A 12,179-nucleotide genomic window follows, 5' to 3' on the forward strand; every position below is an offset into this window, starting at 1 on the left:
TGTAGATCACCCTCTCGTCTTCTTAAACCGAACGGTGCAGAAACCAATGATCTAGTTGCTGCATGAACTTGCGCATCTTTACTTCGTTTGAGAAATCAGGCATCTCACCGAGAAGCGCTTGTTTTGCGAGTGCCGCGCTTCCTGATTTCTTCTGCATCAAAAGAATGCTCTTCGCTTGATCCGCCTTAGCAAATAAAGAAGCAGGAAGTTGGATCAATGCAAGGATGGTTGCATTTTTTTGAAGAAAATCATGAAAAACATGATTGCGATCATTAGAAAAGAGATGATTCGGAACAAGCGAAAGAAAATAACCTTCCGGCTTCAGCTTGCGCAGCCCCTGCTCCATAAATAAAAAATGAGTCAGTGGTTTTTCAGCGACCTCTTTGAGTGCATATGCTTCTGCTGAGTCTTGATCAGGGTAAATACCGACAGGAACATCGCAAACGACAACGTCAACAGGATCAATCAGTATTGGTTTCAATCCATCTTGATGAAAAAGCTGTATTTCTTTTTGCTGCAAATTTGCGTTTGCAGCTGCAAGGCGGATTAATAAGGGATCCGCATCAATACCAAAAGCATTTATATCGTCGGTTTCCGACTGATTCATAATGCCGGTCAATAGATTTGCCGCACCAACTGCCGGATCGAGAATTGAAAACGGCTTTTTTCCTTCTAGCATGGCAATCATATGGCCCATTAAAAGCACCAAAGTATCCGGAGTCAGTTCATGATTCGGCTGCGGTGAAGCTTTCATTCCCTTTAGAATAGCAAGCTGCAGAGCACGTCTAACGTCTTCAGAAGTCATTGTCTGGCTGTAATAGCGATCATATAACGGCTTTAATTTATCCGTTAATTCATCATCATGGATCACGTCTTGAGCCAATCCTTCAGCTGCATCACATAAACCTGTTAAATAATCCGTTTGCTTATTCTTTTTAATGAAAAGTGCTGCTTGGTCGTATACTGAAAAGAGTTCACTAACTGTTGTTGTCTGCAAAACGATATCCTCCAAATGTATAAAGCGCTTACAATGTATATTATACAGCTAAGCTGAAAAGATTACCCGCTTAATTCTTGAAATCATTACATAAATTTGTCCATAAAATGGCGAATGCTGACTTGTTTGATAGAAATTATGTATACTTTTTAATGATAGGTTGCCCATATCTCTTAACGTAAATACCTGAAACATGCACACCTGTCCGACTTTCATTCTTCTATCTCCAGTCATGATCACACTCACTCCTAGGTTCACTATAGCCTAAAAACGTACACAGAGCAATTGTCGCACAAAAGCGACAAATTTACGAAAACCATCAACTATTTACGTAAAGATTGATCCATCTGTTTCATTTAACGGTGAAAAAGTTTTTCGTACAGCTTTATTATAACCCAAACTTTTACGATGGACCTATCAATTTGGATTTCATTCTCTAGTTATTGGACAACGCATTTCTGTTGGAGAATCCATTTGCCATAAATAAAAAACAGAATGATCCGTGGACGGTCATTCTGCATCAAAAAAAGCTATTTACTTTATTCATCATCGTCCTGCCAATCGCTTCTGCGTTTTTTCCTTCTTGAAGTACTGGCCCCTCCGTTCTTCTCGATGACTTCTTTAATCTTTTCAATCGTTTGCGGGGCAAGATCAATTAATCGTTCGTATAAATGGGTATTGTTGTCCAAATGAATGGTCTTAACACCTTCACGCCCGATAATAAGAAAGGCAATCGGCGTAATGGAAACGCCTCCGCCCGTACCTCCGCCAAAAGGCAGATAAGCCTCGGTATCTTCAGTCGGATCTTCATCCTGATTTTCATTTTTTGTTGTAAACTCACTGCCGCCAGCAACAAAACCGAATCCTACTTTAGACAAAGTAATAATTGTATGCCCATCTTCAGTTTCAATCGGATCCCCGACGATTGTGCCAACGTCTACCATGGCCTGCAAGCTCTCGAGTGCTGTTTTCATCAATCCCTGTATTGGATGATCTGCCATATGTTTAACCTTCTTTCCAATGGCGTCTAATTTTCTTGATCATAGCTATAGCGTCTCCGATCTTAACTTGAAACATGCATGACAGATCTGAATTCAGAGTTTTTCTTTGAAAAGTCGGTACAACATTTATTCTCGGGCGATCACTGCAGTATCGTGAAACCCATGGCAGAATGGATGCTTTAATGGACCAAATAATTCCGCTGAGCAAAGCTGTTTCCGCGGCATCACCAGTCCCGCATGTCGTCACCCAAACCACCTGTCTGACCACTACGCTCTCTCCAAGATTCAATGAACTCAGCAATTTGAGTCCTTTGTCTAAATGTTCATTCCATAATTTAGCACTGTCTTCTTGATCGTTGCCTGCACCGCTATGCTCCGCTCTACCGCCTGCTTTCTTTTTCTTCGCTTCTGCTCTTTTCCTCGACTTAATCGTCCAAACTTGCTTTCCCCATAAATAAACTTCTGCATTCCATTGAAAATGATGCGCTCCGATCAGGAATTTGACGCGTATCGTGAGCGTGCTTCTCACAGCGATAAAACAAATAAGCAACAAGATACTCGCAAATAGTCCCGACAAAATGATGAACAGGCGCACCACAAACGCTCCTTTTTCATGCTTTTGTAAATAGTATCCGGTAAATAAGCCAAAAAAATACAAAAACCCGAGAGGACAAGCCTCCCGGGAATTAATAGTTAGTCAACATCTTTCGCTTTTTCACGTTGAAATTCACTTTTATCACGGTGGCGCTTTTCAAGAACGCGCAGCACTCGATCAAAGCCAACTCCCTGCTCGCGCAGCATGACTAAGGTATGATAGATCACATCGGAAACTTCCCACTCCAATTCAGCAACGGACCGATTCTTGGCAGCGATAATCACTTCGGAAGTTTCTTCTCCAATTTTCTTAAGGATCTTGTCAATTCCTTCGTTGAACAAGTAAGTCGTATACGTACCTTCCGGACGTTCTGCTTCACGCTCGGCTATCACATGCTCCAATTCGGCAAGAATTTCAAATCGGTCTGCTCCAGCAGCAACAGCTTCCTGCTTGTCGCTCTTTTCCGGAACAAAGCAGCTGTATTTTCCTGTATGACATGCCGGACCGGCTGGGTTTACTTTGATAAGCAAAGTATCAGCATCGCAATCCACCGACCAGTCTACAATTGTTTGCGTATTTCCTGAAGTCGCACCTTTGTGCCACAGTTCCTGGCGCTCGCGGCTAAAGAACCACGTCTCACCACTCTCCTGCGATTTTGCAATCGATTCTTTGTTCATATAAGCCATCATGAGGATTTCCTTACTTTGCGCATCCTGAATAATTGCAGGAATGAGTCCGTTATTATCAAATTTTAGTGTTTCAACATTCATCGAATGGCCACTCCTTTTTGTTTTAAAAACGTCTTTACACTTGCGACTGACGTTTCTTTGTAATGAAAAATTGAGGCAGCAAGCGCAGCATCGGCTTTGCCTTCTTCAAAAGCATTGAGAAAATCAGCAGCTTTCCCGGCGCCTCCTGAGGCAATAACAGGAACATCAACCGCTTCGCTTATCTTCTTTGTCAGATTCAGTTCAAAGCCCTTCTTTTCCCCATCCTGATCCATACTCGTCAGCAATATTTCTCCTGCGCCGAGCGCAACCGCCTTCTTCGCCCACTCAACGGCATCAAGCGGCGTCTCTTTTTGTCCGCCATGGGTATAAACCTTATATGTACCTGTTTTCGGGCTCCATTTGGCATCTATGGCACACACGATGCATTGATTACCGAAAAAGTCGGCACCTTCTGCAATCAGCTGGGGATTTGCCACTGCTGAGCTGTTCAGAGATACCTTATCGGCACCTGCGCGCAACAGTGTTTTAATATTCTCCAGTGAATGGATGCCCCCGCCAACTGTGAATGGAATGTTGAGTTTTGCCGCAACCTGCTTCACGACTTCAACCATTGTATTTCGTCCTTCATTCGATGCCGATATATCAAGAAAAACAAGCTCATCCGCACCTTCATGATTGTAGAACATGGCAAGTTCCACGGGATCGCCGGCGTCGCGTAATTGAACGAATTGTTTTCCTTTAACGACACGCCCGTCTTTCACATCCAAGCAGGGAATGATTCGTTTTGCAAGCATCAGTGTTTCACCGCCTTGATCACATCGCTGAGCTCGATTTGTTTCGTATAGAGTGCTTTGCCAATAATCGCGCCGCTTACTCTTCGATTATTAATCATCTGCTTGACTTCTTCAAGTGTCGTCACGCCACCGGAGACAACAACAGGCTTGCCAATTTCGTCGGCAAGCTGTTCGGCAGCTGCAACATTGGCGCCTTGAAGCGCGCCGTCCCTTGAGATATCCGTATAAATGAATTGCTCGGCACCCTCTTGAATCAATCGATTGGCGAGTTCGGCAGCGCTCAAATCAGAAACATCAAGCCAGCCTCGAACCGCAACCTTGCCATTCTTCACATCCAGTCCGATAACGACAGCTTCCGGGTAACAGTTTAACGCTAGTTTGCAAAATTCCGGATCACTGATTGCCGAGCTGCCCAAAATGACACGTTTAATCCCTTGATTTAAATAGCTTTCCACCGTCTCAATTGAACGGATACCGCCTCCGACCTCGATATTGATCGGCACCTCTGCAGCCATTCGAGCGATTAAACCTTGATTGATCGGACGTCCGGCTTTAGCTCCGTCAAGATCGACAACATGAAGCCATTGGGCGCCTTGTTCAAAAAAAGAGCGCGCAATAGCGACTGGATCGTCACCATAAATCGTGGATTGATCATAATCACCTTGAAACAGCCGCACACATTTGCCATCGATTAAATCAATCGCAGGATATATTGTGAACATCAGCACTTCTCCTCTCCGCATGAACAGGTATCGCCTTTTTGAGACACCAGTCGCAAATAATTTTTTAACAAGGCCTGACCGAACGTACCACTTTTTTCCGGGTGGAACTGGGTCCCGAACACATGTCCCATGCCGACAATGGCAGGTACTTCACCGTAGTAATCTGCGGCAGCAATCAATGTATCGCGGTTTTTCAGTTCTGCATAGTAAGAATGAACAAAGTACGCATAATCCGGTTTTAACCCAAGCAGCAAAGGTGATTGGGCATCGACAAAAGTCAACGTATTCCAGCCCATGTGGGGCACTTTATAGCGAACTCCGTTATCGGATACACCGGCGAAACGAACGACACGACCGGGTATCAGACCAAGCCCTCCCGTTAGAACACCTTCTTCACTTTCATCAAACAGAAGCTGCATGCCGAGACAGATACCGAGTAATGGTTTTGTTTGTGCGTAACGTTTCAAATAGTCACTTAAATGCTTCTCATTAAGTAAGCCCATGGCATCCTTAAAAGCGCCGACCCCCGGCAGAATCAATCCATCTGTCGTGTCCAGTTCACTCGGGTCATCACTGATGATATAAGATTGTTCGAGCCTTTTCAATGCCTGACTGAGACTATACAGGTTGCCCATGCCATAATCTACAATTCCGATCATCCCAGCGTTCCTTTCGTCGACAGAACCCCTTGAATTCTTGGATTTTGAACAGTCGCCGCGTCAAGGGCACGACCGAGTGCCTTAAATACCGATTCAATCATGTGGTGGGTATTTTCTCCATAACGGATGGTGACATGAAGATTCATCTGTGCCTCGATACATAGTTTATCAAGGAATTCTTTTACAAGCTCTGTATCGAATGTCCCGACCCTCTGCGAAGGAAGCTCTCCGTTAAAAACAAAATAGGGTCTCCCGCTTAAATCAATGGCAACCTCTGACAGTGCCTCATCCATCGGAACAACCGCATAGCCGTAGCGATTGATGCCCTTTTTATCGCCAATTGCCTCACGAATCGCTTTTCCGAGGCAAATTCCGATATCTTCAGTCGTATGGTGATCATCGACCTCAGTATCGCCTTGCGCATCCACATCAAGTGAAAACAGCCCGTGCTTGGTAAACAACGTAAGCATATGAGTCAGAAAAGGCACACCCGTCTCAAGATGTGATTCGCCATTTCCGTCAATGGAAAATTTTAGTTTAATTTGTGTCTCAAAAGTATCACGTTCCACGTAACCCGTTCGCTTATCCATGAATGACCGCACCTTTCATTCTTTTTTCTACCGCACGTGCGTGCCCTTCCAGTCCTTCAAATCGGGCAAATGCGGCAATTGCCTGTCCGTTCGCCTGAAGCGCCTCATCACTGTATTCAATGATACTTGAATGCTTGATAAAGCTTTCAACGCCAAGAGGACTGGCATAGCGTGCCGAACCATTGGTTGGGATAATATGATTCGGACCCGCGAAATAATCGCCAACCGGTTCCGAACTGTACTTGCCCAAGAAAATAGCGCCTGCATTATGGATCAATTCAAGAATTACATGCGGATCATGCGTCGCAAGCTCCAGATGTTCAGGTGCAATCCTGTTAATGACTGTCGCTGCTCCTCGAATATCCTTTACCAAAATAATTTTCCCCTGTTTGTTCACCGAAGCGGAGGCGATGTCAACACGTGGCAGATCCTGAAGCTGTTTTTCAATTTCTTTTTCTACATCCATTCCGAATGATTCGGAAGTCGTCACGAGCACCGGCATCGAGAGACGGTCGTGTTCAGCCTGGGACAAGAGATCCGCTGCAATCCATGCAGCATCAGCCGTCTCATCGGCCACAACAGCAATTTCACTTGGTCCTGCAAGACTGTCAATCGCAACATCGCCAAACACATGCTTTTTTGCGAGCATAACATAGAGGTTGCCGGGTCCGACAATCTTGTCCACTGGTTTTATTGATTCGGTTCCGTAAGCAAGCGCCGCTATGGCCTGCGCACCGCCAACTTGGTAAATTTCATGAATGCCGATCTCACGTGCCGCAGCAAGTACACCATCCGCAATCCGTCCGTTTTTTTGAGGAGGAGAAACGAGTACAACACGTTTTACTCCTGCCACAAGTGCCGGAATAGCGCCCATAAGAACTGATGATGGGTAGCAGGCCGTACCGCCGGGAACGTATACTCCGACCGAATCAAGTGCGGTTACTTTTTGACCAAGTACGACTCCCATATCCACGGTTTCTGTCCAAGACTTCGGTACTTGTTTTTCGTGAAAAGCGCGAATGTTCCTTGCTGCTTGTTTGATTGCTTCTAACACCTGTTCCGGAACACGAGATGCGGCCTCATGTTTCTCTTCCTCAGTCACACGAATGGATTCTAGATCAATCCCGTCAAACTGTTTCGTGTAGCTCTTCAATGCATTGTCTCCATCAGATTTCACGGTTGCGATGATGGATGCGACGGATTTTTGTGCCTCTTCCTTGGCTTCCACTTTTCTTTTGTTTAAGAAATCCAAATTTCCATCCTTAATCCATTCCAATCTTGGTCCCCTCCGTTGCTCTGATCATTTTTTCCACAATTTGATCGATCTGTGTTTTTTTCAATCGATAGCTGACCGGATTAACAATCAACCTTGAACTGATATCGAGGAGCCGGTCATACTCTACAAGTCCGTTTTCTTTCAGTGTCTGTCCCGAAGAAACGATATCAACGATGGCATCGGCAAGTCCTACAATTGGCGCCAATTCAATGGAACCGTTCAATGCGATCAAATCCACCTGTTCTCCGCGCCTGCGGTAAAAATCAGATGCGATGTTCGGATACTTTGTTGCGATCTTAAGAAAAGGATTACGGCTTTGATGACCCGGCAGCCCTGCGACCGCCATGTGACATTTGCTGATTCCCAAGTCAACCATTTCATACACATCTCTTCCACTTTCAAGCAATACATCTTTTCCGGAAATGCCAAGGTCTGCTGCCCCGTACTCAACGTAGGTCGGAACATCAACCGGCTTTGCGAGAATAAAGCGAAACGGTTCGGATTCCAAATCAAGAATCAGCTTCCGTGTTGTTTCGAAGGTATCCGGCAGCCGAAACCCGGCATTTCTTAGGAGCTTGCATGCATCACCGAAAATTCGTCCCTTAGGCATTGCTATTGTTATTACTGATTGATTCATTCTCCAGTCTCCGTTCTATCCAAAAAATAGTTGACCGATTCGAATTGTTGTTCGAATGTATCCGGGTTATCGATCCCATCCGCGTGTTGCAGAACAACGGCGTGGCCTTTTTCTCGTTCTTCAGCAGCAAATCGCATCGCAATTCCTGCGTTTTCGCGGTTATAAATGACTGCACTTTTGCGCTTGGATCTTTTATCATCAGGAATTTTAATGGCGCTCATCAGCCGGTCAAGCCGAATTCCGAATCCGGTGGCAGGACATGGGCGGTTAAATTTCGCAAGCAGATCATCATATCTTCCTCCGCTCGCAACCGGAAATCCGAGATTACCACCGAATCCTTGAAAAACGAATCCGGTGTAATAACTTAAATGAGGTACAAGAGTGATATCCAAATCGATCTGCGATTCTAAATGATCCAGTTTGAGCAAGTGAATCAATTCTAAAATATTTCGATAATAAGAATGCACCGGAGTTGCGGAACCCGACACCAAGGTTTCAATGTACGCCAATGTTTCTTCATTGTTCATTCTTCTGGAGTCAACAAATGCGTTCAGTCGTTTTGCTGCATCGATCGGCAGATTCAGTGATGCTACATATTCATGAAAGCCGACATCGTTTTTATTGTACAGCAGGTTTCGCAGCTGTTTTACAATTTCTTTATCCTTAACAAGATCATAGAAAAAGGCGTTCACAAAACCGACATGACCAACGGCAAGCCTCACTGACGCAAGTCCGCTTTTCTCAAGAAGGCTCATCATTAATGAAATCACTTCTACATCTGCATATGGCGTTGCATCGCCAATGAGTTCTGCCCCCGTCTGTTCGAATTCGCTTGGGTGGCCGCCTTCCTTACGCTGACTACGATAAAGATCTGCCGTGTACGACAGGCGAAGAGGAAGCGGTGCATTTCTCAAGCTCGATGCCGCTATTCTGGCAATCGGCGTCGTCATATCGGGCCGCAAAACCACAGGATGCCCTTCAGCATCTAGAAATTTAAAGAGACGATTGTCGGCAATTGCCGATGCCCGACCAATCGTTTCCGCATATTCCAAAGCGGGAGTCTTAATAAAATCGTACCCCCAGCGCTGCAGCTCACGCTGAAAGATAAGTTCTAATCGTGAAATTTCCTGTTGTGCTCGCGGTAATGTATCACGCAGTCCGAGCGGCTTTTCAAACATATAGGGTTGTGACATCAATCTTTTCTCCCTCTCAAAATTCATTCTCTTTATTTTATTATGTATGAAATGGATAATAAAAGAAATCCCGTTACTTTATCTCATTAGCATAGTAAAGCATGTAATGTGTATTTTAGAGGAAATACTGGAAATAGTCAATAGGTTCTATTCTTTTTCCGAATTCATTCAGTCGTATAAATATAATAAAGGTACCTGTTTCTGCAGCCCCATCGCTGCATAAGTGCGTGTACATTTTGACACCCATACAATCCAATAACAGAACAAATTGAAAAAGAGCGGCCGAAGCCGCTCTTTAAAGATCTTTTTTGAAGGTTCATTCAAGATTAGAACTTGCCGCTGCTCAATGCAGTTGCTACGAGGCGTTTCGTAATTTCACCACCAACAGAACCGTTGGCACGTGAAGTTGTATCAGGGCCAAGTTGTACACCAAATTCAGAAGCGATTTCCGTTTTCATTTGTTCAAGTGCTTTTTCTGCACCTGGAACAAGGATCTGATTGCTATTATTTTCTGCCATGTCTCTCACCTCCTTGTGCCATTATATTGTGCAGAGTCTAAGTTCTACATGCACAAGGAGGAATGGTAATTATTGCAATTCAATGATCAGATCAAAAATTCTCCGATTATAAGAGCTCGCTCACAGCATCCTGATTTGAATCGTTATCAATCACAATCGTTTCAATACCTTCTACTGCTTCATTTACTAATGCATCAACTGCAAGCTTGCGTTCAAAACGCTCCGCATGAATTCGATCCGGGCGCGTTCTCGGTGCCTTAGGCAGAAAAATGGTACAGCAATCTTCGTACGGACGAATGGAAATTTCATACGTATCAATCTGTTTTGCGATCTTAGCAATATCAATCTTATCCATTGTAATTAACGGACGAAGGATCGGAAGATTGGTTACAGCATTGATTGTATTCATGCTCTCCAGAGTCTGACTTGCCACCTGTCCCAAGCTTTCTCCAGTTGCGAGAGCCAAAGCTCCCCGTTTAACAGCCGTTTTTTCTGCAATACGAAACATCAGACGACGCATAATCGTAATTCGATAATCCTCAGGTACCGCATCGCGAATCGCGACTTGAGCATTCGTGAAAGGTACAAGATGCAAAACAAACTTGCCACCGAACTCACGCAGTTTATTTGATAAATCCATCACTTTTTGTTTGGCACGATCACTTGTATAAGGAGGACTTTGAAAATGAATGGCTTCAATCAAAGCTCCTCGTTTCGCTGTTAAATAGGCGGCAACCGGGCTGTCAATTCCACCGGACAAGAGCAGCATGACCTTTCCACTGGTGCCTACCGGAAGACCGCCGACACCGATGACTTCTTTACCATAGATACGTGCTTCATGGTAGCCCACTTCAACGCGTATCATTAAGTCAGGATTGTGCACATCAACACTCAGCCAATCGCAATGCTTTAAAACATCTCCGCCCAGTTCCTGATTTAACTCGCTTCCATGAATTGGATAACGCTTATCTTTTCGACGCGCGGCAATTTTAAATGTTTGAGCACCTTTTTCCTGCTCAGCTACTCTAAGAACGCCTGCACGGATCTCATTAAGATCAGTACCTACTTTAATCGCCGGCGAGATATTCTGAATGCCAAAAACCTTCTTCAGAACAGCAAGCACATCAGCCGATTTTTCATTATTTAGTTTAATTTCCAAATCATCAAAATGGCGTTTAATCTCAGCCTGAGGAAATCGGCGCAGCTTTTCACGTACATCATTTTCCAACTTGACAACAAATTGTTTTTTGTTCTTGCCCTTCAAGGTGATTTCTCCGAAACGAACCACCAAATAGTCATAAATCACTCAGTTCACCTCATTACCGTCTTTAACTGACCAACTTTTTCGGTCAGCGTTTGTAAAAATACATCAAGGTCCGATTCTGTTGTCTCGTAAGCCATACTGATTCGTATTGCCTGTTCGGCTTCCTGATCTGATATGCCCATAGCCGTTAGTATCCCACTTGCACCGCTTTCTTTTGATGAGCAAGCAGATTTGGTCGACACATAAATTTCATTCTTTTCTAAGGCATGCACCAGCACTTCGGATTTAATTCCAAGAAGCGACACATTGACAATACTCGGAGCAGACAATTGTTGCGGTGTATGAATAACGGCCCCATCGATATGCGCCAATCCATCAAACAATTGCTTTTGCAGCTTCGTTAAATGATCGATACCTTCGCGTTCATTCTCCAATGTCATGCGAAGTGCCTTGACCATCCCGCAAATGCCTGGCAAATTTTCAGTACCTGACCGGAGCTGATGCTCTTGACCGCCGCCTGCGAACAATGGAGAAAGCTGTGTCCCTTTACGTACGTAAAGTATCCCGGTACCTTTTGGTCCATGAATTTTATGTCCGGAAATCGTACACAGATCAATACCGCTTTCCATTAAATGCAGCGGAACCTTTGAAAAGCCTTGAACATTATCAACATGAAAGACAGTCTTCGGCTTCTGCTTCAAAAATTTACCGATTTGTTTAATCGGCTGAATCGTGCCCACTTCGTTATTTACATGCATCATGGACACTAGAATTGTATCCTCGCGATATGCGTTTACAAATTCATTAAATGATACCCGACCGTCGGTGTTAACCGGCAAATAAGTGACTTCAAACCCAAGCTCTTCCAATTGAGCAAATGCATTGCCAGCCGAGGCATGCTCAATAGCAGTTGTGATTAAATGCCTGCCCCGGTTCCGATAGGCGAATGCTGCACCTTTAATCGCAAGATTGTTTCCCTCCGTACCTCCGGAAGTAAACACGATTTCATTCGGTTCGATACCAAGCAGTGCAGCTGCCTGCTCGCGTGAGCGCGTGAGGAGATGCTCGCTCTTTCCGCCTAAGCTATGGAGCGAGGACGGATTAGCAAAATATTGTTCAGAAACCGTTTGATAGGTGTCCATAACTTCCGGATACGGTTTCGTTGTTGCACTGTTGTCTAAATAAATCATGAAAATAGGTGA

Annotated in this window: 14 protein-coding genes; all 14 read right to left on the minus strand. The window is 44.6% G+C overall.

Translation table 11 applies throughout. From position 1 onward, the window contains the following. Nucleotides 1–22 precede the first annotated feature (22 nt). Complete coding sequence (locus AC1MBV_RS12940; protein WP_480948439.1) at nt 23–997, minus strand: class I SAM-dependent methyltransferase; 975 nt, start codon at nt 995–997, stop codon at nt 23–25. Between the two features lie 539 nt (nt 998–1,536). Then, nucleotides 1,537–1,998, minus strand: coding sequence for a GerW family sporulation protein (gene ytfJ / locus AC1MBV_RS12945; protein WP_480948440.1), 462 nt, complete (start codon nt 1,996–1,998; stop codon nt 1,537–1,539). Between the two features lie 4 nt (nt 1,999–2,002). After that, nucleotides 2,003–2,593 (minus strand): DUF2953 domain-containing protein, encoded by a 591-nt coding sequence (locus AC1MBV_RS12950; protein WP_480948441.1) that lies wholly within the window; start codon nt 2,591–2,593, stop codon nt 2,003–2,005. A 98-nt stretch (nt 2,594–2,691) separates the two neighbouring features. After that, nucleotides 2,692–3,363: a bifunctional phosphoribosyl-AMP cyclohydrolase/phosphoribosyl-ATP diphosphatase HisIE gene (gene hisIE / locus AC1MBV_RS12955; RefSeq protein ID WP_255745793.1), complete on the minus strand. Its 672-nt coding sequence runs from the start codon at nt 3,361–3,363 to the stop codon at nt 2,692–2,694. Next, the gene (gene hisF, locus AC1MBV_RS12960) at nt 3,360–4,118 is read right to left on the minus strand and encodes an imidazole glycerol phosphate synthase subunit HisF (protein ID WP_255745795.1); all 759 of its coding nucleotides are present in this window, start codon (nt 4,116–4,118) and stop codon (nt 3,360–3,362) included. Before hisF ends, hisIE begins: the two co-directional genes overlap by 4 nt. Then, complete coding sequence (gene hisA, locus AC1MBV_RS12965; protein WP_255745797.1) at nt 4,118–4,840, minus strand: 1-(5-phosphoribosyl)-5-[(5-phosphoribosylamino)methylideneamino]imidazole-4-carboxamide isomerase; 723 nt, start codon at nt 4,838–4,840, stop codon at nt 4,118–4,120. Before hisA ends, hisF begins: the two co-directional genes overlap by 1 nt. Further along, entirely contained in the window at nt 4,840–5,499 is a 660-nt protein-coding gene (hisH, locus tag AC1MBV_RS12970) for an imidazole glycerol phosphate synthase subunit HisH (protein ID WP_255745799.1), read from the minus strand. Before hisH ends, hisA begins: the two co-directional genes overlap by 1 nt. Continuing rightward, on the minus strand, nt 5,496–6,089 hold the full coding sequence (gene hisB / locus AC1MBV_RS12975) for an imidazoleglycerol-phosphate dehydratase HisB (RefSeq protein WP_255745801.1): 594 nt from the start codon (nt 6,087–6,089) through the stop codon (nt 5,496–5,498). Before hisB ends, hisH begins: the two co-directional genes overlap by 4 nt. Next, the gene (gene hisD / locus AC1MBV_RS12980; RefSeq protein ID WP_480948442.1) at nt 6,082–7,365 is read right to left on the minus strand and encodes a histidinol dehydrogenase; all 1,284 of its coding nucleotides are present in this window, start codon (nt 7,363–7,365) and stop codon (nt 6,082–6,084) included. Before hisD ends, hisB begins: the two co-directional genes overlap by 8 nt. Further along, complete coding sequence (hisG, locus tag AC1MBV_RS12985) at nt 7,352–8,002, minus strand: ATP phosphoribosyltransferase (RefSeq protein ID WP_480948443.1); 651 nt, start codon at nt 8,000–8,002, stop codon at nt 7,352–7,354. The genes hisD and hisG overlap by 14 nt, the downstream gene beginning before the upstream one ends. After that, nucleotides 7,999–9,195 carry an ATP phosphoribosyltransferase regulatory subunit gene (locus AC1MBV_RS12990; RefSeq protein ID WP_480948444.1) on the minus strand — a complete coding sequence of 399 codons (1,197 nt, stop codon included), beginning with the start codon at nt 9,193–9,195 and terminating at the stop codon, nt 7,999–8,001. The genes hisG and AC1MBV_RS12990 overlap by 4 nt, the downstream gene beginning before the upstream one ends. Before the next feature lie 326 nt (nt 9,196–9,521). After that, nucleotides 9,522–9,713, minus strand: coding sequence for an alpha/beta-type small acid-soluble spore protein (locus AC1MBV_RS12995; protein ID WP_093671926.1), 192 nt, complete (start codon nt 9,711–9,713; stop codon nt 9,522–9,524). 106 nt (nt 9,714–9,819) lie between these two features. Beyond that, nucleotides 9,820–11,019, minus strand: a complete 1,200-nt coding sequence (thiI, locus tag AC1MBV_RS13000; RefSeq protein WP_255745811.1) for a tRNA uracil 4-sulfurtransferase ThiI — start codon at nt 11,017–11,019, stop codon at nt 9,820–9,822. 5 nt (nt 11,020–11,024) lie between these two features. Further along, entirely contained in the window at nt 11,025–12,167 is a 1,143-nt protein-coding gene (locus tag AC1MBV_RS13005) for a cysteine desulfurase family protein (protein WP_480948445.1), read from the minus strand. Between the last annotated feature and the right edge of the window lie 12 nt (nt 12,168–12,179).

It is taken from the genome of Sporolactobacillus sp. PKPK-6 (genome assembly GCF_056678885.1).

Excerpts from the sequence above, each read along its gene's own strand:
- hisB (WP_255745801.1), bottom strand. The coding sequence starts at position 6,089 with ATGGATAAGCGAACGGGTTACGTGGAACGTGATACTTTTGAGACACAA.
- hisG (WP_480948443.1), bottom strand. The coding sequence starts at position 8,002 with ATGAATCAATCAGTAATAACAATAGCAATGCCTAAGGGACGAATTTTC.
- ytfJ (WP_480948440.1), bottom strand. The coding sequence starts at position 1,998 with ATGGCAGATCATCCAATACAGGGATTGATGAAAACAGCACTCGAGAGC.
- hisA (WP_255745797.1), bottom strand. The coding sequence starts at position 4,840 with ATGTTCACAATATATCCTGCGATTGATTTAATCGATGGCAAATGTGTG.
- hisF (WP_255745795.1), bottom strand. The coding sequence starts at position 4,118 with ATGCTTGCAAAACGAATCATTCCCTGCTTGGATGTGAAAGACGGGCGT.
- AC1MBV_RS12995 (WP_093671926.1), bottom strand. The coding sequence starts at position 9,713 with ATGGCAGAAAATAATAGCAATCAGATCCTTGTTCCAGGTGCAGAAAAA.
- AC1MBV_RS13005 (WP_480948445.1), bottom strand. The coding sequence starts at position 12,167 with ATGATTTATTTAGACAACAGTGCAACAACGAAACCGTATCCGGAAGTT.
- hisH (WP_255745799.1), bottom strand. The coding sequence starts at position 5,499 with ATGATCGGAATTGTAGATTATGGCATGGGCAACCTGTATAGTCTCAGT.
- hisIE (WP_255745793.1), bottom strand. The coding sequence starts at position 3,363 with ATGAATGTTGAAACACTAAAATTTGATAATAACGGACTCATTCCTGCA.
- AC1MBV_RS12990 (WP_480948444.1), bottom strand. The coding sequence starts at position 9,195 with ATGTCACAACCCTATATGTTTGAAAAGCCGCTCGGACTGCGTGATACA.